Annotated in this window: 13 protein-coding genes; 10 read left to right on the top strand and 3 right to left on the bottom strand. The window is 63.5% G+C overall.

Features of this window, described 5'->3' with window-relative positions:
* Positions 1-7: 7 nt before the first annotated feature.
* Positions 8-1,639 (top strand): hypothetical protein, encoded by a 1,632-nt coding sequence (locus Q0859_RS16700; protein ID WP_299153283.1) that lies wholly within the window; start codon positions 8-10, stop codon positions 1,637-1,639.
* Positions 1,639-2,139: a hypothetical protein gene (locus Q0859_RS16695; RefSeq protein WP_299153280.1), complete on the top strand. Its 501-nt coding sequence runs from the start codon at positions 1,639-1,641 to the stop codon at positions 2,137-2,139. Before Q0859_RS16700 ends, Q0859_RS16695 begins: the two co-directional genes overlap by 1 nt.
* Here Q0859_RS16695 and truA read toward each other — a convergent pair.
* Complete coding sequence (truA, locus tag Q0859_RS16690) at positions 2,136-2,909, bottom strand: tRNA pseudouridine(38-40) synthase TruA (protein WP_299153277.1); 774 nt, start codon at positions 2,907-2,909, stop codon at positions 2,136-2,138. The two genes, Q0859_RS16695 and truA, sit on opposite strands and share 4 nt — an antisense overlap.
* Positions 2,910-3,091: 182 nt before the next feature.
* Between truA and Q0859_RS16685 the strand changes: the two genes are divergently transcribed.
* The 5 genes from Q0859_RS16685 (at position 3,092) to Q0859_RS16665 (ending at position 10,418) form a co-directional block, all read left to right on the top strand.
* Complete coding sequence (locus Q0859_RS16685) at positions 3,092-4,504, top strand: YcjX family protein (protein ID WP_299153274.1); 1,413 nt, start codon at positions 3,092-3,094, stop codon at positions 4,502-4,504.
* Positions 4,501-4,950: a GNAT family N-acetyltransferase gene (locus Q0859_RS16680; RefSeq protein WP_299153272.1), complete on the top strand. Its 450-nt coding sequence runs from the start codon at positions 4,501-4,503 to the stop codon at positions 4,948-4,950. Before Q0859_RS16685 ends, Q0859_RS16680 begins: the two co-directional genes overlap by 4 nt.
* Entirely contained in the window at positions 4,947-5,954 is a 1,008-nt protein-coding gene (locus tag Q0859_RS16675; protein ID WP_299153270.1) for a TIGR01620 family protein, read from the top strand. Before Q0859_RS16680 ends, Q0859_RS16675 begins: the two co-directional genes overlap by 4 nt.
* 28 nt (positions 5,955-5,982) lie before the next feature.
* Positions 5,983-7,599: an FAD-dependent oxidoreductase gene (locus Q0859_RS16670; RefSeq protein ID WP_299153267.1), complete on the top strand. Its 1,617-nt coding sequence runs from the start codon at positions 5,983-5,985 to the stop codon at positions 7,597-7,599.
* A 104-nt stretch (positions 7,600-7,703) separates the two neighbouring features.
* Complete coding sequence (locus Q0859_RS16665) at positions 7,704-10,418, top strand: DUF2339 domain-containing protein (RefSeq protein WP_299153265.1); 2,715 nt, start codon at positions 7,704-7,706, stop codon at positions 10,416-10,418.
* On the opposite strand, the gene Q0859_RS16660 is transcribed toward Q0859_RS16665, so the two are convergent.
* Positions 10,415-11,590, bottom strand: coding sequence for an NAD(P)/FAD-dependent oxidoreductase (locus Q0859_RS16660; RefSeq protein WP_299153263.1), 1,176 nt, complete (start codon positions 11,588-11,590; stop codon positions 10,415-10,417). The two genes, Q0859_RS16665 and Q0859_RS16660, sit on opposite strands and share 4 nt — an antisense overlap.
* Before the next feature lie 391 nt (positions 11,591-11,981).
* Here Q0859_RS16660 and ileS point away from each other — a divergent pair, with 391 nt between their 5' ends.
* Together ileS and Q0859_RS16650 are read left to right on the top strand one after the other, a co-directional pair.
* Positions 11,982-14,903 (top strand): isoleucine--tRNA ligase, encoded by a 2,922-nt coding sequence (ileS, locus tag Q0859_RS16655; RefSeq protein WP_299153261.1) that lies wholly within the window; start codon positions 11,982-11,984, stop codon positions 14,901-14,903.
* The gene (locus Q0859_RS16650) at positions 14,873-15,190 is read left to right on the top strand and encodes a DUF3253 domain-containing protein (protein WP_366523215.1); all 318 of its coding nucleotides are present in this window, start codon (positions 14,873-14,875) and stop codon (positions 15,188-15,190) included. The genes ileS and Q0859_RS16650 overlap by 31 nt, the downstream gene beginning before the upstream one ends.
* A 23-nt stretch (positions 15,191-15,213) precedes the next feature.
* Here the strand turns inward: Q0859_RS16650 and Q0859_RS16645 are convergent, their stop codons facing one another.
* Positions 15,214-17,406, bottom strand: coding sequence for a primosomal protein N' (locus Q0859_RS16645; protein ID WP_299153256.1), 2,193 nt, complete (start codon positions 17,404-17,406; stop codon positions 15,214-15,216).
* A 91-nt stretch (positions 17,407-17,497) separates the two neighbouring features.
* Here Q0859_RS16645 and fsa point away from each other — a divergent pair, with 91 nt between their 5' ends.
* Positions 17,498-18,151, top strand: a complete 654-nt coding sequence (gene fsa, locus Q0859_RS16640) for a fructose-6-phosphate aldolase (protein ID WP_299153255.1) — start codon at positions 17,498-17,500, stop codon at positions 18,149-18,151.
* Positions 18,152-18,182 lie beyond the last annotated feature (31 nt).

The raw sequence follows: 18,182 nt of genomic DNA, 5'->3' as shown, positions 1-18,182 counted from the left end.
TCCAGCCATGAAGGACCTTGTCCCCGGCACCGTCCCCCTTCGCCGGCCAAGCGAGGTGATGCGGCTGGCGCGGATGGGTGCGATGATGCCGACGCGCCTGAGTTTCCTGCGGGTTCTGGTGCGCCAGCTTTGCACCGAACGGGCGCAGATCACGCGCGCGCTCTGGGACATGACGGCAGATGGTCATGGTCGCGCCGTGTTCTCGGTCATGCTGTCGGGACACACCTATTCGCTGGTGGCGATCTCGAACGATCTGCCCGCCGATCAACGCAGTGATCGCGTGATCGCAACCGCATGGGATGCGGCCTTTGTGCTGTTTGACGGGGTGCCGGATGCGGCAGACCTGGATCGCATCGCCGCCAACGCCCCCCTGCAAGAGGCGGGCCGCTTTGGCCCCCGCGATCTGGTGCTGAGCCGGGCCAACAAATCGGTACGCATGTGGAACGCCTGCGTCAGCGCCCTGCAATCGGGTACCCAACCTGACCCGGCCATGGTCCGCGACATCGGTTATCTGATGCGCACCACGGCCGTCTATGGCAACGGCAAGTTCGGGATTGCCGACCGCCACCTGATCGCGGATCGCCCCGGCCTTGGTGGCCCCTTCGCGGTCGAAATGCTCGCCGTTTACATGATCCGTCATTTTACGTTGGAACTGGTGCAACATGTGGGGCGCGGCAGCCTTGATCGCAACCTCGCCCGCCACCTCGGGATCGGCAATGCGACCGGCTTGGGGATGGCCCCGTTTCTGGTCACGCATCCGGTCCTGTTCAACAACTGGATGGTGGCGCGCGAAACGGCGCTGGCACGGGTGCGCGGGGTGCAGGATATCACGCCCGCCCAGTCCAAACGGCTGAAAACGCTGGCAAAACGAGCGGCGCGGCATCTGACGGAATGGCATGTACCCGCACCTGATCACGACGCGACCTTGCGCGATCTGCACCGCGATTGGGTCCGTTTCAGCAGCTGTTTCGAAGCGGCGCACCCCATCGAAACCGTCTGGCAGATGGGGCAAAGCGAGTCCGAACCGCTTCAGGAATTGCTGGCCGCCCTGTTGATTGAGGCCTTTCCCGACCTTGTCGATGATCTGGTGGCCGAGATGGGTGACCCGCACGGGCCCCTGACCGCGCCATTCAGTGACACGCGGGCGCTCAAATCCGCGATTGAACGGGATTGGGCCTGGGCCTTGCAGCTTGATTATGAACAGGCCGAAGAATGTCGTCTGTTCTGGTATGTCAGCGCGGCCAAGCTGGAACCGCGCCTTGGGGATCGGCACGCCGAACCGGGGGCGGATTTGGAAACGCCGCTGGATATCGCGCGGCGGGTGACGGCGCTGCACACAGCACTTAAAGACATCGCGACCCCGGTGTCCGCCTTTCTGGCCACACATCCCGATCACGCCCACGCGGCAACCCGCGTGACGATCCTGCACCGCTATCCCTACGCCGAAATCCGCGACAACCTGATTGCTGCGACGTGTCGCCCCATTGATATGTTGCGCTGCAAGCTCAGCTTCTTTGGAGCGACGAAGTTCGACCCCAAGTCCGACCTGTGGACCCGGATCACCCTGGCACAGGGCGCACCGCTTGGGGACGAGCTGGGGCCGTCGCGCGATGATTGGTGGTTGCCGACAGGGGAATGATGGACTGGTCTTGGACAGAATTGCAGGCGCTCGGGGTCAAGGCCGCAAGTGGTGCCGGGGTGCCCGCCGCACAGGCGTTGGCCTTTGGGGCGATGTTGCCGCGGCATCTGGCCGATGGCGGGGCCGAAGACCCTCTGATCCGCGCGCTTGAGAGCCCCACCCGCATCGTGACTCTCGCCCTTCAGATCGAAGAGATGGTCGAGCGGGCCTCCATCACGCTCGAACCGGTGCGTATGCAGCAGGCAGATGCGGGCCGGCGCGCGTTGATGATCAGCTGGCTGGCCGGGCTGCCCTGTCAGTCGGAGGTCTCCGTCTCGGGCACCGAGGTCCGTGCGGCATTGTCGCTTGCGGCCCCCAGCAAACGGGGACGCCCCAAACGCATCTCTGTCAGCGAACAACTTGCCACGCAGCTGCGCCATTTGGCCGAGCGCACCTATGTGCCCGACAGTGATGCCTCGCGCAATGTGGGGGCCGGGGCCGGGTTGATGGACCTCGACTAGGCAGGGGCGAACGGGTCGTCGGGATACCCGACACCAGCCAGATACAGACCCTGGGGTGGGCTGACTGGACCACAGGCTGCGCGATTGCGGGCCTCCAGCGCGTCGCGGACCCCATCCACCGTCATCGACCCCGCGCCAACCCGCTCAAGCGTGCCGACAAAGCTGCGCACCTGATTGTGCAGGAAGGACCGGGCGCGCACATCAAACTGCGCCTCGGGGCCATGGGTGCCTTCAACAAGGGTCACATCCAACCGATCCAACGTCTTGACCGGGCTTTCGGCCTGACAAATGGTCGACCGGAACGTGGTGAAATCATGCTTGCCCACCAGATGCACGGCGGCGGCCTGCATCGCGGCAATATCAAGCTGAGGTTTGACCTGCCAGACCAACCCCTCAAGATGGGTGGCCGGGGCACGACGCATCAGAATGCGAAACAGATAGCGGCGTTCACGGGCGGAAAAGCGGGCATGCCAGTCGGCGGCGACGCGGGCACAGTCCAAAATCGCGACGGGGTCAGGGCGCAAATGGTAATTCAGCGCCTCAGACAGGCGAAACGGCGACCAGTCCCGCTCCATGTCGCAATGGGCCACCTGTGCGAGCCCATGCACACCCGCATCTGTCCGGCCTGCTGCCGCAATGGTGTGATCGCGCGGCTCAAGTTTCGCCAATGCCGCTTCAATCGCGCCCTGCACCGAATGCTGCGCGCGCTGCCGCTGCCAGCCCACAAAGGGGCCACCATGATATTCGATTTTTAAAGCATAGCGCGGCATGGGCGTGCATCTAACCCCTGCGGACCCACCGAGCAACGCTCAAGATGAAAACCGGCGATCCAACTTCATCTTGCCAGGAAAACTCCCGCCGGAGGCTCCGACGGTATCATACCGAGCAATGCTCTGGCACAGCGCTCAACCTCGCCTTATGTACCATCCCAACGACCAACAAAGGAAAACGCGTGGTTCTGACGACACTTGCCGACGGGGTGCTGAACCTCACCCAAGGCATCTATGATACGGGCGCGGACCTGCTGGGAGAGCCGACGATCCGGCTTGGGGTCACAGGGCTTGCACGCTCGGGCAAGACAGTGTTCATCACGTCGCTTGTGGCCAACCTGCTTGACCGAGGGCGCATGCCGCACCTTTTGGCCGCCGCCGAAGGGCGCATTGCAGCTGCCTATCTGCAACCCCAACCCGACGATACCGTGCCGCGCTTTGATTACGAGGCGCATATGGGTGCGCTTACCGGCACGCCGCCTGCGTGGCCCGACAGCACGCGTGCAGTCAGCGAATTGCGCGTCTCGCTCCGGGTGAAACCGAACGGGCTGCTCGCGGGGCTGCAAGGGCCGCGCACGATCCATCTGGATATCATCGACTACCCGGGCGAATGGCTGCTGGATCTGGGGCTGCTTGATCAAGACTATGACACGTGGAGTGCGGCGACCCTGACACGGCTGCAAAAGCGCGACAGCGGCACGGCCTATGCGCAGTTGGCCACCCAAACCGATGGCACTGTCCGACTGGATGAGGTCGAGGCCAAGACCCTCGCCGCAACCTTCACCGACTATCTGCACGCCGCGCGGACCGAAGGGTTCTATGATTGCACGCCGGGCCGCTTTTTGCTGCCCGGTGACCTTGCGGGCAGCCCTGTGCTGACCTTTGCGCCGCTGCCCAAGGGCGAAGCCCCGCGCAAATCCCTGCGCCGCGAAATGGCGCGTCGGTTTGAGGCTTATAAGTCCCGGGTCGTGCGTCCCTTTTTTCGCGACCACTTTGCCCGCATCGACCGTCAGGTTGTGCTTGTGGACGCGCTTGGGGCGATCAATGCAGGCCCCGCTGCGCTCAACGACATGCGCGGGGCGATGACCGATATCCTGTCGGCTTTCAAACCGGGGCGCAACGCGTTCCTGACCCAGATTTTCCGGGGCAAACGGGTGGAAAAAATCCTGTTTGCGGCAACCAAGGCGGACCATCTGCACCACAGCCAGCATGGCAAACTGACCGCCATCATGGAGGCGTTGACCCGCGATGCCCGCGACCGCGCGCGTTTTGCAGGGGCCGACACGCAGGCCCTTGCACTGGCCGCCCTGCGCGCCACAACCGAAGACACGATGACCCACGAGGGCAAGCCGCTGGACGTGGTGCGCGGCACGCTGCTGGATACTGGCAAGCAGGCGGCGTTCTATCCCGGCGCGCTGCCAGACGACCCGTCCCACATCCTGAACCCCGCACAGGCCGAGGCCGGGACGTGGCTGGATGCGGACTACCGGATCATGCGGTTCGCACCTGCGCCCATGACTTTGCGCCCCGGCGATGGGCCGCCGCACATCCGCATGGACCGCGCTGCACAATTCGTGATCGGTGATCGGCTATGAGCGCCCATATCCGCCCTGCACGCAGCACGGATGCAGGGGCCGTGGGTGGCATCCTGTCCGAGTTCATCGACACAACCCCTTGGATGCCACGCCTGCACAGCCGGGCCGAGGATGTCGGCTTTGCCGGGCATATGATTGATCAGGGCTGGGTGTACGTCGCCGAACAGGATGGGCATGTGGCAGGTTTCGCCGCGCGCAATGGACCCGAGGTGCACGCCCTTTATGTTGCCGCCAAGGCGCGGCGAACCGGATTGGGCAGCGCCTTGTTGCGCACAATGCAGGAGCAGACGGACAGGCTGGATTTGTGGACCTTTCAAGCCAATCTGGACGCGCAGGCGTTTTATACGGCCCACGGCTTTTGCGAAGTGACGCGCACGGACGGCACCCGCAATGACGAAGGACTGCCCGATATCCATCTGACATGGACCAAGGACGCCGCGCCATGACCAAAACCCCCAAGACCGGCCCTGTGCTGTTCGACCTTGAGGACGCGCCTGCCCCTCAGGTGACCGAGGCACCACCGGTGCCCGACACGGACCTGCCCGCACCCACGGGCGCTGCGATGCAAATGGCCGCGCGGGTTGCGACGCGCAAACCGGCCCGGCTGGCGCGGCTGTTCTGGGGGGTGAGCATGGCGCTGCTGACGGCTATGATCAGTGTGGCGGCCTGGGACTTTGTGAACGGCTGGATCGCGCGCGCGCCTGTCATCGGCTGGACCTTTGCGGCGCTGAGCATCGCATTTGTGACGCTCCTGCTGATCATGGCCCTGCGCGAATTGGCGGCCCTGCGCAGGCTCACTCGGATCGACAGTCTGCGCCATGCGGCGGCCACCGCGCTGGAAACGCAGGACCTTGCGGGCGCGCGGGTGGTGGTGGATCGGCTTGATACCCTCTACCATGCGCGCCCCGACACTGAATGGGGGCGCACGCGGCTTGCGGAATTGCGCGGGGATCAAATGGATGCAGCAGGACTGCTGGCGTTGGCCGAGGACACGCTTGTGCGCCCGCTGGATCGCGCCGCCGAGCGCGAAGTCGAGGCGGCAGCACGGCAGGTTGCAACCGTCACGGCCCTTGTGCCGCTCGCACTCGCGGACGTGGCGGCGGCGCTGACCGCCAACCTGCGCATGATCCGCCGCATCGCCGAGATCTATGGCGGGCGCGGCGGTCTGCTTGGCAGTTGGCGGCTGACACGCGCGGTGATGACACACCTTGTGGCCACGGGTGCCGTCGCCGTCGGGGATGACCTGCTCGAACCCGTGCTGGGTGGGTCGATCCTTGGCAAACTCTCGCGCCGCTTTGGCGAAGGGTTGGTCAACGGGGCGCTGACTGCGCGGGTGGGTGTGGCTGCAATGGAAGTTTGCCGCCCTCTTGCCTATCTACCCGGCCAGCGGCCCAAAGCCCGTGGACTGGTGAAACAGGCGCTTGGCGGGCTATTTCAAAGCAAATCCTGATGTACCCCACGGATTGGACCTGACCCTTATGGAAACACTAGCCGCTGATCTGAGCACCATGGTCCGCACCCCGCTGGCCCCCGAACACGTGGCCGCGATGCGCCGCGTGGGCATCGTTGTGGACGTCAAGGCGGGCGAATGGTTCCAAAGGGCGGGCGAACGGATCGACACGTTCCACTATCTTTTGTCGGGCGAAACCGAAGCGGTGAATGCAGCCACCGGCAAACGCTATGGCGGGGCGACATTGGGGCAGGGGCAGTTTTTTGGCGAATTGGCGTTTCTGAACGGCGGGCGGGCCTTCATGGGCGCGCGCGCGGTGGTGGACACGCAGCTGCTGTGCGTACGCCGTGATGACATGTTGAAACTGATGTCGGACATTCCCGAAATGTCCGACATCATCATCACCGTCTTTGCCGCGCGCCGCCGCCGGATGCTGGACAATTCCGAAGGCGGGCTGACCCTCATCGGCGGCGAGGTCGACCGCGACGTGCGCCGTATCGCAAGCTTTGCCGCGCGCAATCGCATCCCCTTTGTCGAGGTCGAAATCGACAGCACCGAAGGCAATGATCTGGCCCGGATGTGCAGCATCAGCCGCGCCCACCCGGCTGTGGTCTTTGCCAAACATCAGGTGATTGACCCGCCGACTCCGCGCGGTGTGGCCCAAAAGCTGGGGCTCGACATGGCCCTGCGCAAAGAGGATGTCTATGATGTGGCGATCGTGGGCGGGGGGCCTGCGGGCGTGGCAGCTGGCGTTTACGCGGGGGCCGAGGGCCTGTGCGCCGTGGTCCTTGAAGACCTCGCCATCGGTGGTCAGGCGGGCACATCCTCGCGCATTGAAAACTACATGGGCTTTCCGACCGGCATCTCGGGCGGCGACCTTGTGGGGCGCGGTGAAATTCAGGCGATGAAGTTCGGCACCCGCTTTGCCGTTCCGGTCCGCGCCCGCCATCTTGAGCAATGCGAAAAGCATTTGTTCCACATCCAGCTCGATTCCGAGGAATGGGTGTCGGCCAAGGCGCTGATCGTGGCCACGGGCGTGCAATACCGCCGCCTGCCGCTTGAGAAACTGGAAGATTTCGAAAGCAACGGCGTCTATTATGCAGCCACGGATGTCGAGGCCCGCTATTGCCGCGACACCGAGGTTGCGGTCATCGGCGGTGGCAATTCGGCCGGGCAGGCGGCCATGTTCCTGACCCGCACTGCCAAACATGTGCACCTGTTGGTGCGCGGTGATGGCCTGGCGGCTTCAATGTCGGACTACCTGCTGCAACGCCTTGAAAATCATCCCAGGATCACGATCCACCTGTGCACTTCTGTCAAGGAGCTGCATGGCGATCATGCGCTGGATGGCATCACCGTGCATGACCGCAGCACCGGGCAGGATTGGCAGATCAACACCAAGGCGCTGTTCGTGATGGTGGGTGCGGCCCCCAACACAAGCTGGCTGTCAGGGTTGGTTGATCTGGACGATCGGGGCTTTGTCAAAACAGGTGCCGAGGCGGGCGGGTCCAATGCCTACCAAACGTCGCGCCCCGGCGTTTTTGCCGTGGGTGATGTGCGCGCGGGATCGGTCAAACGGGTTGCAAGTGCGGTGGGCGAAGGGTCCGTCGTCATGTCTGCCGTGTGGGATCACATCAATGGCTGATGGCCGCTGCCAGATGGCGTGCTTTCTGAAAAGGTCGGTAAATCCTTGCCTTTAGCATCGTACACAATCCCGTTAAGCTGACATCGGGCAGTAAGGGACAGATCATGGAAGCGATGTTGGTGTTGTTGGGGAGCGTGGTCCTCGCGATCCCGGTGGCGGTTATCTATCTGCTGGTGACATCTTCGGGTCTGAACCGCAGGATCACAGAGTTGGAGGCGCAGGTCGCGCGTCTGATGGCAGGCACCGCATCGCCCGCCAAGGCCACTGCCGCTGCGTCCCCCGAGCCCAAAGCCGAGGCGGGACCGGAACCTGCCAAAGCGCCGGAACCCGAAAATTCAGACGCAGCCCCCGAAAGTGAGGTCGCCGCGGCCCGGGTGATTGCGGCCCGCCGCGCCCGTACCGAGGCCATTGTGGCCACCCAAGCGGCAGAGCCACGTGGGCCAAGCCCGGTTTCGAAATTGGCCACATGGCTTGTCGCCAACTGGTTTTATGCGGTTTCTGCACTGTCTTTGGCGCTGGCGGGGCTGTTTCTGGTTCAATACGGGGTCGAGAACGGGTTGTTGCCACCCACTGCTCGGGTGTTGGCCGCGCTGGTCTTTGGCGGGGCGCTGATTGCGGGCGGCGAAGTGATCCGGCGCCGGTTTGGCGACAGCCCGGATGCCACGACGGCCTATTTGCCGTCCGTCTTTTCCGGGGCCGGCCTTGTCACACTGTTCGGCGGGGTGGCGGCGGCGCGCCTGCTTTACGAGCTGATCGGGGTCGAAATGGCCTTTGTCGGCTTGGCAAGTGTCGGCCTTTTGGGTGTGGTGCTGGGCTGGCTGCATGGGCCGCTCTTGGCAGCCGTTGGGGTAATCGGGGCCTTTACCGCCCCGATGCTGGTGGGCAGCACGGCCCCTGCAACGCCGTGGTTGTTCGTGTATTTCGGGGTCGTGACAGCCGTTGGGCTGACCATTGATACGGTCCGGCGATGGGCGTGGGTGTCTGCACTCAGCGTGGCGCTTGGGTTCGGTATGGGCTGGCTGACGGTGCAGGCCCCCGGGCTTGATATGACGCTTGGATTCCAGCTTTACGTCACCGGGCTTGCGGCGCTGGCGATCCTTATTCCCGCGCGGGGGCTGACGCCGGATCACGACGGGCCCTTGCTGACGGGGTGGCTGATCAATGTGGCCGGGCCACGGCCGTGGTTCCCCACATTTCTGGCCGGGGCGGTGGTGGCCGTCACGTCGTCCGGACTGGGCTGGACCAGCGTGATGGGACCGGAGGCGTTCTGGTTTGCAGTCTGCGCCCTTGGGCTGATCGCGGGCGTGCTGACCGTGTGGTCGGTCAAGGCACAGGCGCTTCAGGATGTGTGCGTCCTGCCCATCGCTGCGCTGATCGCTGTGATCGCGCTGGAGGGGATTGAACAAGGTTCGGTCTATGACACGTTTGCCTCCACCTATGCCGAAACGACCGAAGAGCGTTTTCCGCTGACCGTAACCTTGCTGTGGGGGCTTGGGCTGGGTCTGAGCCTGCTGGCCGCTGCGCGCAGTACACGAGAAGGCTTTCACGTGCTGTGGGCCATCGCGGCGGCCTTGATGGCACCGGCAGTTGCGGTGGTGATCGAGATGACGTGGCAGCCTGCCGCGTATATCGGGGCCTATCCTTGGGCGCTGCACGCGATCACGATGGGCGCGATCATGGTTGCTCTTGCGGTGCGGTTCGGACGGCGTGACGGGGTGGACAAGACGCGGGCCTCGTTGTTTGTGCTGTCGGCTTTGGCGTCGATCACCTTTGCGCTTGTTCTGATCTTTTCGATGGCGGCATTGACGGTCGCAGTGGCTGTGACCGTAGCTGTCGCGGCTGCGCTCGACAGACGGTTCGATCTGCCGTTGATGCAGCTTTTTGTCACCGTCGGCGTTGTGGCCGTCGGGGTGCGGCTGGTGGGTGTGCCCGGTCTGGTCTGGGCCTTGGAGGCACCGGTATGGGAGATCGTACTGGCCTATGGCGGTGCGCTGGCCGCGTTCTGCGCCAGCCTGTGGATGCTTCGCGACAAGCTGCGCATCACGGCGCAACTGATGCTGGACACCGGCGCGTGGGCGACGGGGGGCATGCTGGCCTCGTTGCTGTTGTTCCGTGGGCTGGAAAATGCCCTGGGGCAGGACGGGACGTTCTCGCATTGGGGTTTTGGCCTTTATGCGGTGATTTGGTTGAGCCTGATGATGGTGCAGCTGATCCGGGCCGAGCGGTTGGGCGGACTTCTGAGCTGGATGCGCCGGGTCATGGCCGTTCTGTTTGGGATCATCGGTTTCGTGGCCGTTTTGGCGGCTGTCACGTTGATGTCGCCGCTGCTGTCTGATTGGTTGAGCAAGGTCAGTGGACCGCCGCTGATCAATACGCTTTTGGTGGCCTATCTGTTGCCCGCACTGGTCCTGACCGCGGGGGCGGTGCGGTTGCAGAACCTGTGGCTGAAGCGTGTGTTTGGCGCGCTTGCGGTTACGCTTGCGATTTACTGGGCCTTTGCCGCGCTGCGCCATGTCTGGCAAGGGTCGGGTGGCATGATCCTTGATCGCGGGTTCTCGCAGCCCGAGCTTTACAGCTATACCGTCGCGATCCTCGTGACGGGGGCGGCGCTGTTTTATCAGTCGCTTGCGCGCCGCTCGACCCCGCTGCGCCGGGCCGGGCTGGTGGTGATCGGGCTGGCCGTGGCCAAGGTGTTCCTGATCGACATTTCCGGCCTTGAGGGGCTGACCCGGGTGCTTTCGCTTGTGGTTCTTGGTCTGTCGCTGGCAGCCCTCGCGTGGCTGAACCGATGGGCGCAGAGCCGGTATGAGAGCGCCTAGCGCAAGGGATCCCCGTGCGCAAATGCGGGCAACAGCGTTCCGCAGACCAGGTGGGACAGAATGCGTGGCACAGGCGGTATCATCGACACTGGAAACAGGGCGCGATCCCGCAGCACGGGCAACCACCGGCTGTCGGATTGGTATTGCGGGGTGAAGGCCCAGCTCATCGCCTGATAGGTGCGCACGTGCCAGCGGCGTGCCGCGCCGTAGGCGGGCAGGGCCTTTGCGATGGGGTGTGTGTCAAGTGCGCGCGCGAGGGCATAGGCATCCAGCAGCGCCATGTTTGCCCCCTGACCCAGTTGTGGGCTGGCCCGGTGGGCGGCGTCCCCGATATGCACGATCCCGTTGGCATACGGTGTGCGCAGGGTGCCATGCGCATAGCGCGCCATAGTCATCTGATCGGGGTCGGTGATCTGGGCGGAAAACGCGTCGAAGTCCGGCCAAAGTGTGCGAGCCTGCGCGCGCCACTTTTCCAACCCGGCCCCGCGCCATGTGTCATAGGCCGCGCGTGGCAATGACCAAAAGATTGCGGCTTGGGGCCTGTTTGCGCCGGGGGGCGTGCCGATGGGCAAGACCCCGAGCATGTTGCTGGCCTTGCGATAGGTCTGGCGCAATTCGTGTTTTGGCAGGTCCGTTTCGTCCGGCCAGTCCACATTGGCCCACAACGCGCCATAGGGCAGATCGATAGCCCGCATGGGGGTGAGCGGGGATTGCGCGCCGAGAGCGTCGACGACCAGATCAAAGGGACCGGCCGTGGAGCCGTCACTGAGCGTCAGCGTGGTCTGGCTGGCCGCGGTGACCTGCGCGCCGAGGGCCAGTGTCACCCCTGCTTGTGTCGCCCCGTCCCAAAGCGCCTGAAACAGGGCGTTGCGGTGCAGTGCAAGCCCGACCCGTTGGCCGTGCGCCCGGTCATACCAGACATCCAGCACCCGCCGCCCGTTGTCGGCCTCGTGCCCCAGCATCCGGGTCACCGCGTTGCCGGTTGCGCGCACCTGTTCAAGGGCCCCGCATGCCCCAAGTACGGCCTGTCCCACGGGTTGGATGACCAACCCTGATCCCACGGGCGCAGGTGCTGCGAATTGATCAAACAGGGTGACGTCCCGCCCGGCTTGCCGTAACAGGATCGCGAGGGCCAGACCGCCAATCCCCGCCCCTGCAATTGCTATTTTCATCGTCTGTTCTGCCTTAGGTGGTGGTTGCGCCACCATAGGCCACGGGTTTGTGGCCGATATGAGGCATCTTGGCGCGATACCTGATCCAAAGGACGCTTGCGCGACGCTATTGTTTGGGGCTCCGCCCTCCTGCTGGAGGCGGGGATTCTTTATTTAGGGGGCTCCGCCCCCGGGCCTTCGGCCTCCCCCGAGGTATTTTCGGCGAAAGGAAGGGGGATTGTGAGCCTGCCATTGCCTGCCTATAAGGCCCACATGATGCCTATATCCATCATTCAGCGAATTATATCCCCGGCGCTCTGAGCAAATCACGAGCCGCCGGGTCAAGGTGTCTGAGACGCTTCGCACCGCCGCCACAAAAACCTGCCGTAACGACCGACAAAGGACGCCACCCATGTGCGCCGATACGCCCGAATACAAATCCACCCTGAACCTGCCCAAGACCGACTTTCCCATGCGTGCAGGATTGCCCAAGCGCGAGCCGGAGTGGCTGGAGCGGTGGGCGCGGATCGGGGTCTATGACCGTCTGCGCGAGAAGGCTGTGCAGGCCGATGGCGCGCGCACACCGTTCACCCTGCATGACGGCCCGCCTTATGCCAACGGGCACCTGCACATCGGCCATGCGCTGAACAAGACCATCAAGGACATGATCGTACGCTCGCATCAGATGATGGGCCGCGATGCGCGCTATATCCCCGGATGGGACTGTCACGGGCTGCCCATCGAGTGGAAGATCGAAGAGCAGTACCGCAAGAAGGGCCGCGACAAGGATGACGTGCCGATCAATGAGTTCCGCGCTGAGTGCCGTGATTTTGCCGCCGGTTGGGTCGATATCCAGCGCGAGGAGTTCAAGCGTTTAGGGATCACGGGCAATTGGGATCAGCCATATCTCACCATGGATTTCCATGCTGAGCGGGTGATTGCCGAAGAGTTTATGAAGTTCCTGATGAACGGGACCCTCTATCAGGGGTCCAAGCCTGTGATGTGGTCGCCGGTTGAGCAGACGGCGCTGGCCGAGGCTGAGGTCGAGTATCACGACAAGGACAGTTTCACGATCTGGGTGAAGTTCCAGGTGGTCGGTACGGGCGACGCCACACTCGACAGCGCCAAAGTGGTGATCTGGACAACAACGCCATGGACCATGCCATCGAACAAGGCAGTCGTGTATGGTAGCGACATCTCTTACGGCCTGTATGAGGTGACTGGTCGCCCTGAAGAATGCTGGGCCCGGATCGGCGAGCGGTTCATCCTTGCCGACAATCTGGCGGCGGATGTGATGAGCCGCGCGCGCCTTGATGCGACGATGTATCGCCGCCTGTGCGATGTGACCAACGAGGATCTGGCCCGGATCACGCTGACCCACCCCTTGAACGGGGCCGAGGGGAGCGATGGCACATGGGACGACATCCGCGACTTCCGCGCCGCCGATTTCGTGACCGACACTGAAGGCACAGGCTTTGTCCACTGCGCCCCGTCCCATGGTCTTGAGGAATATGAGCTTTACCGTGATCTGGGCATGCTCGAACAGGTCATCACCTACAATGTGAACCCTGACGGGCGGTTCCGCGATGATCTGCCGTTCTTTGGCGGCAAGGCGATCCTGAAGCCCAATGGCAAGGAGGGCAACGCGAACGCCGCCATCATCGACAAACTCGCCGAGGTCGGCGGGCTGCTCGCGCGGGGCAAGATCACCCATTCCTACCCGCATTCCTGGCGCTCTAAAGCGCCGGTGATCTACCGCAATACCCCACAATGGTTCGCGGCCATCGACAAGCCTGTCGGCGATGGAATGGATCAGCATGGCACCACCATCCGCGAACGGGCCCTGACCGAGATTGACAACGTCAACTGGACGCCGAAATCGGGGCGCAACCGGCTCCATTCCATGATGGAGGCGCGCCCCGACTGGGTGCTGTCGCGCCAACGCGCTTGGGGTGTGCCGCTGACCTGTTTCACCAAAAAGGGCGCGCTGCCGACGGACGATGATTTCCTGCTGCGCAACCCGCAGGTCAACCGGCGGATCACTTCGTCTTTCGAGGCCGAAGGGGCGGATGCATGGTATGAAGAGGGGGCCAAGCAACGCTATCTTGAAGGGATTGTGAACCCGGATGATTATGAGCAAGTGACGGATATTCTTGATGTTTGGTTCGATTCCGGCTCGACCCACGCGTTCACCCTGCGGGATCGCGAAGACGGGACGGAGGACGGGATTGCCGACGTCTACATGGAAGGCACCGACCAGCACCGCGGCTGGTTCCACTCGTCGCTTCTGCAATCGGTCGGCACCACGGGGCGCGCGCCTTATCGCAATGTGGTGACGCATGGGTTTACGCTGGATGCCAAGGGCATGAAGATGTCCAAATCCATCGGCAACACCATCGTGCCCGAGGAAGTGGTCAAGCAATACGGCGCCGACATCCTGCGCCTTTGGGTGGCGCAAACGGACTATACCGCCGACCAGCGGATCGGGCCGGAAATCCTGAAAGGTGTGGCAGACAGCTATCGCCGTTTGCGCAACACGATGCGCTATATGCTTGGCTCGCTGAACGACTTTACCGAGGCGGACCGTACGGATCCCGCGGACATGCCCGAGTTGGAACGGTGGGTGTTGCACCGGCTTGCGGAGTTGGATGAAGTGGTGCGTGAAGGCTACGGTGCGTTTGATTTCCAGCGGGTGTTTTCGGCGGTGTTCACCTTTGCGACCGTGGATCTGTCGGCCTTCTATTTCGACGTGCGCAAGGATGCGCTTTATTGCGATGGGGACACGGTTGAGCGGCGCAGTGCGCGCACTGTTCTCGATATTCTGTTCCATCGGCTGACCACATGGCTTGCCCCGGTCCTCGTCTTTACGATGGAGGAGGTGTGGCTCGAACGCTTCCCGGGTGGGGACAGTTCGGTGCACCTGGTGGACATTCCCGAAATGTCTGCCGCTTGGCGTAATGAGGCGCTGGCGGTCAAATGGGCGGGCATCCGCAATGCGCGGCGTGTGGTGACGGCGGCGCTGGAAATCCAGCGGACGGACAAGGTGATCGGGGCCTCGCTTGAAGCGGCACCGGTGGTCCATATCGAGGATGCGGATCTGGCAGAGACCCTGCGTGCCCTGCCGTTCCACGACATCTGCATCACCTCGCAAATCGCGATCACAACCGATCCGGCACCCGCAGAGGCCTTCCGCATGCCCGAAACGCCCGGCATCGCGGTGGTGTTCGAAAAGGCGCGTGGCGACAAATGCGCCCGATGTTGGAAGGTGTTGCCGGATGTGGGCACACACGCCCATGACGGCGTATGTGGACGCTGCGAGGCGGCGCTGGCCTAGGCGGAGGACACCTCCGCCTTACCATGACGGATGATCAGCATATCCAAGCGGCCATTTTGGACGCAGTTGTGCGGCGAGGGGTAGGGAAGACCATCTGCCCCTCGGAGGTGGCACGCAGCCTGTCGCCACAAGACTGGCGCGCGTTGATGCCCCACGTCAGACGTGTCGCCCAAGCCCTTGCCGATGCGGGTCAGGTTAGCGTGACGCAGAAAGGCGCGCCTGTCTCGGTGCCTTTGACCAAGGGCCCCATTCGTCTTGGTTTGCCGTCAGGTCCTGTTTCGTCCTGAGAACTGGTCTTCGGATCACGCCGCTAGTAAAAACTCTGCGGGTCAATATCGACGGCCAGTCGCAGGTCCCCTTTCAGCTTCAGCGGCGCGATCCACTGCGCGATCGCGCCTTGCAGCGCCACACCCTTGCCCGCCTTGACCAGCAATCGCACCCGGTGCCGTCCGCGCACCCGCGCGATGGGGGCGGGGGCGGGGCCGAACACTTGCGCCCCCACGCGGGTGAGCGCCTGTGCGTTGCGTGCCAGAATATTCGCCGCATCGAACACCTGCGCCACATCCGGCCCGCTCAGGATGATCCCCGCCATGCGCCCATAGGGCGGCACGCCTGCCGCCTCGCGCTCGGCGGCTTCGGCGCGCCAGAACCCTTCCTCATCCCCCGCCAGAATGGCGCGGATCACGGGGTGTTCGGGTTGAAAAGTCTGCATCATCGCCGTGCCCGGTTTCTCGGCACGCCCGGCACGACCTGCGACCTGGCGCATCAGCTGAAACGTTCGCTCGGCGGCGCGCAGATCCGAGCCTTGCAAGCCCAGATCGGCATCGATCACCCCCACGAGGGTCAGGTTGGGAAAGTTGTGCCCCTTGGCGACCAGCTGCGTGCCGATCACCACGTCCGCACCGCCCGCCGCGATGCTCTCGATCTCGGCCTTCAGCGCGCGAGCCGACCCGTACATGTCCGAACTCAGCACCGCCACGCGGGCATCGGGAAACAGGGCTGCCGCCTCTTCGCCAAGCCGCTCGACACCAGGGCCAACAGGGGCCATGCGGTCCTCGGCCTCGCAAGAGGGGCAGGTGGTCGGCATCGGCTTCGTCTCGCCGCATTGATGGCACATGAGGCGTTTCAGGAACCGGTGCTCGACCATCCGCGCGTCGCACTGATCGCAGCCCACCTGATGACCGCAGGCGCGACAGAGCGTGATGGGGGCATAGCCTCGCCGGTTCAGAAACAGCATCGCCTGCTCGCCCGCTTCAAGGCGCTGATCAACGGCGCGTTTCAGCGTGTCAGATACCCACCGGTTTGAGGGCAACGTCTCAGTCCGCATGTCGATGGTCTGCATCGTGGGCATGACGGCAGGACCAAACCGGGCCTCAAGATCAAGGCGGGTGTATTTGCCGCTTTCGGCATTGGCCCAGCTTTCAAGCGATGGCGTGGCCGAGGCCAACACCACCTGCGCGCCAAGCAGCGAGGCGCGCAGCACGGCCATATCGCGCGCATTATACAGCACCCCGTCTTCCTGCTTGTAGGAGGTGTCGTGTTCTTCATCCACGACGATCAGCCCGAGGTTCTGATAGGGCAGAAACAGGGCCGAGCGTGCCCCGATCACAAGCTGCGCCTGCCCCTGTCCGACCATGCGCCAGATGCGGCGGCGCTCGGTCATGGTCGCCCCGGAATGCCACTCGGCAGGGCGGGCACCGAACCGGGCTTCGACCCGCGTGAGGAACTCTGCCGTTAGCGCAATCTCGGGCAGCAAGACCAGCGCCTGACGGCCCACGCGCAGGCAGGCGGCGACGGCCTCAAGATAGACTTCGGTCTTGCCCGACCCGGTCACACCGCGCAGCAAGGTTGTGCCGTAATTGCCCGAGGCGACAGCGGATCCGATCACATCCGCCGCATGGGCCTGATCGGTGGTCAACTCTTTTGAGGGGCGTTCGGGGTCAAGAGGTGGAAAGGGCAGGTCGCGGGGGCTGTCCTCTTCGGCGACGGCACCGTGTTTGACCAACCCCTTGATGACTGAGGAGGTGACGCCGGAGAGTTCCGCCAGCTCTTTCAACGTAAATGCCAGATCGCCGTATTCGGCGAGAAAATCCAAGACGCGGGCGCGCGCATCGGTCATCCGGTCTGGCTCGGATGGGCCACGGCGATAGATCTTGCGCATCGATGGCGGATCGCCAAGGCCGGGGGCGCGGGTGGCAAGGCGCAGCATCGCCGGCATCGGGGTGAGGGTATAGGCCGCAGCCTTGCTCAGAAACTCCCGCATTTCCAGCCGCATCGGGGCCACGTCCAGCACCCGGATCACCGGGCGGACCTTGGTATAGTCATAGTCGCCCTTGCCCGGCCCCCACACCACGCCGATCACCTTGCGCGGGCCCAAGGGCACTTCGACAAATGCACCCAGATGGCAGCCGCCTTCGGGCGCTTTGTAATCCAGCGCCCGGTCCAGCGGTTGCGTGGTCAGCACGGCCACCAACGCACCTTCGTCAAAAAACGAAAGGCTCATGGTGCGGCCACGGTATCAGGGGGTTTCAGCATCACCCGCCATGAGGTAAACGCTGCCTGAGCAAACGCCAAGCCATCAAGAGGGGCCGCACATGAAATTCTTTGTCGATACAGCCGAGATTGACGCCATCGCAGAACTCAACGATCTGGGAATGGTGGACGGGGTCACGACCAACCCCTCGCTTATCCTGAAATCGGGCCGGGATATCCTCGAAGTCACCAAGGAAATCTGCGATCTGGTTGACGGCCCCGTGAGTGCCGAAGTGGTCGCGCTGGAGGCAGACGCGATGATTGCCGAAGGGCGCAAGCTGGCCGAAATCGCCGACAACATCACTGTGAAGCTGCCGCTGACATGGGATGGTCTCAAGGCGTGCAAAGTGCTGACGGGTGAAGGCAAAATGGTCAATGTGACCTTGTGTTTCTCGGCCAATCAGGCGCTGCTGGCGGCCAAGGCGGGGGCCTCGTTCATCTCGCCCTTTATCGGACGTCTGGACGATATCCACATCGATGGCATGGACCTGATTGAAGATATCCGCACCATTTATGACAACTATGGGTTTGAAACCGAGATCCTGGCGGCCTCGATCCGCTCGGTCGGGCACATCACCCAATGCGCCATGATCGGGGCCGACGTGATCACCGCGCCGCCCGAGGTCATCAAGAAGCTGGCGGGGCACCCGTTGACCAATGCGGGCCTTGACCAGTTTATGAAGGACTGGGCCAAGACGGGTCAGAAAATTCTGTAAATTCAGGTATTTCCGGCCCGCCTTAGCAACA

Origin of the sequence: uncultured Tateyamaria sp., assembly GCF_947497045.1 — a bacterium.
In the GTDB taxonomy this organism is placed as follows: domain Bacteria; phylum Pseudomonadota; class Alphaproteobacteria; order Rhodobacterales; family Rhodobacteraceae; genus Tateyamaria.
Note: the sequence above shows the minus strand (reverse complement) of the source record. Positions and strands in the feature narration are given on the sequence as shown.

Coding starts and splice junctions, on each gene's coding strand:
- truA (WP_299153277.1), bottom strand. CDS start 2,909: ATGCCGCGCTATGCTTTAAAAATCGAATATCATGGTGGCCCCTTTGTG.
- Q0859_RS16665 (WP_299153265.1), top strand. CDS start 7,704: ATGGAAGCGATGTTGGTGTTGTTGGGGAGCGTGGTCCTCGCGATCCCG.
- Q0859_RS16695 (WP_299153280.1), top strand. CDS start 1,639: ATGGACTGGTCTTGGACAGAATTGCAGGCGCTCGGGGTCAAGGCCGCA.
- Q0859_RS16670 (WP_299153267.1), top strand. CDS start 5,983: ATGGAAACACTAGCCGCTGATCTGAGCACCATGGTCCGCACCCCGCTG.
- Q0859_RS16660 (WP_299153263.1), bottom strand. CDS start 11,590: ATGAAAATAGCAATTGCAGGGGCGGGGATTGGCGGTCTGGCCCTCGCG.
- fsa (WP_299153255.1), top strand. CDS start 17,498: ATGAAATTCTTTGTCGATACAGCCGAGATTGACGCCATCGCAGAACTC.
- Q0859_RS16680 (WP_299153272.1), top strand. CDS start 4,501: ATGAGCGCCCATATCCGCCCTGCACGCAGCACGGATGCAGGGGCCGTG.
- Q0859_RS16675 (WP_299153270.1), top strand. CDS start 4,947: ATGACCAAAACCCCCAAGACCGGCCCTGTGCTGTTCGACCTTGAGGAC.
- Q0859_RS16650 (WP_366523215.1), top strand. CDS start 14,873: ATGTGGACGCTGCGAGGCGGCGCTGGCCTAGGCGGAGGACACCTCCGC.
- ileS (WP_299153261.1), top strand. CDS start 11,982: ATGTGCGCCGATACGCCCGAATACAAATCCACCCTGAACCTGCCCAAG.
- Q0859_RS16645 (WP_299153256.1), bottom strand. CDS start 17,406: ATGAGCCTTTCGTTTTTTGACGAAGGTGCGTTGGTGGCCGTGCTGACC.
- Q0859_RS16700 (WP_299153283.1), top strand. CDS start 8: ATGAAGGACCTTGTCCCCGGCACCGTCCCCCTTCGCCGGCCAAGCGAG.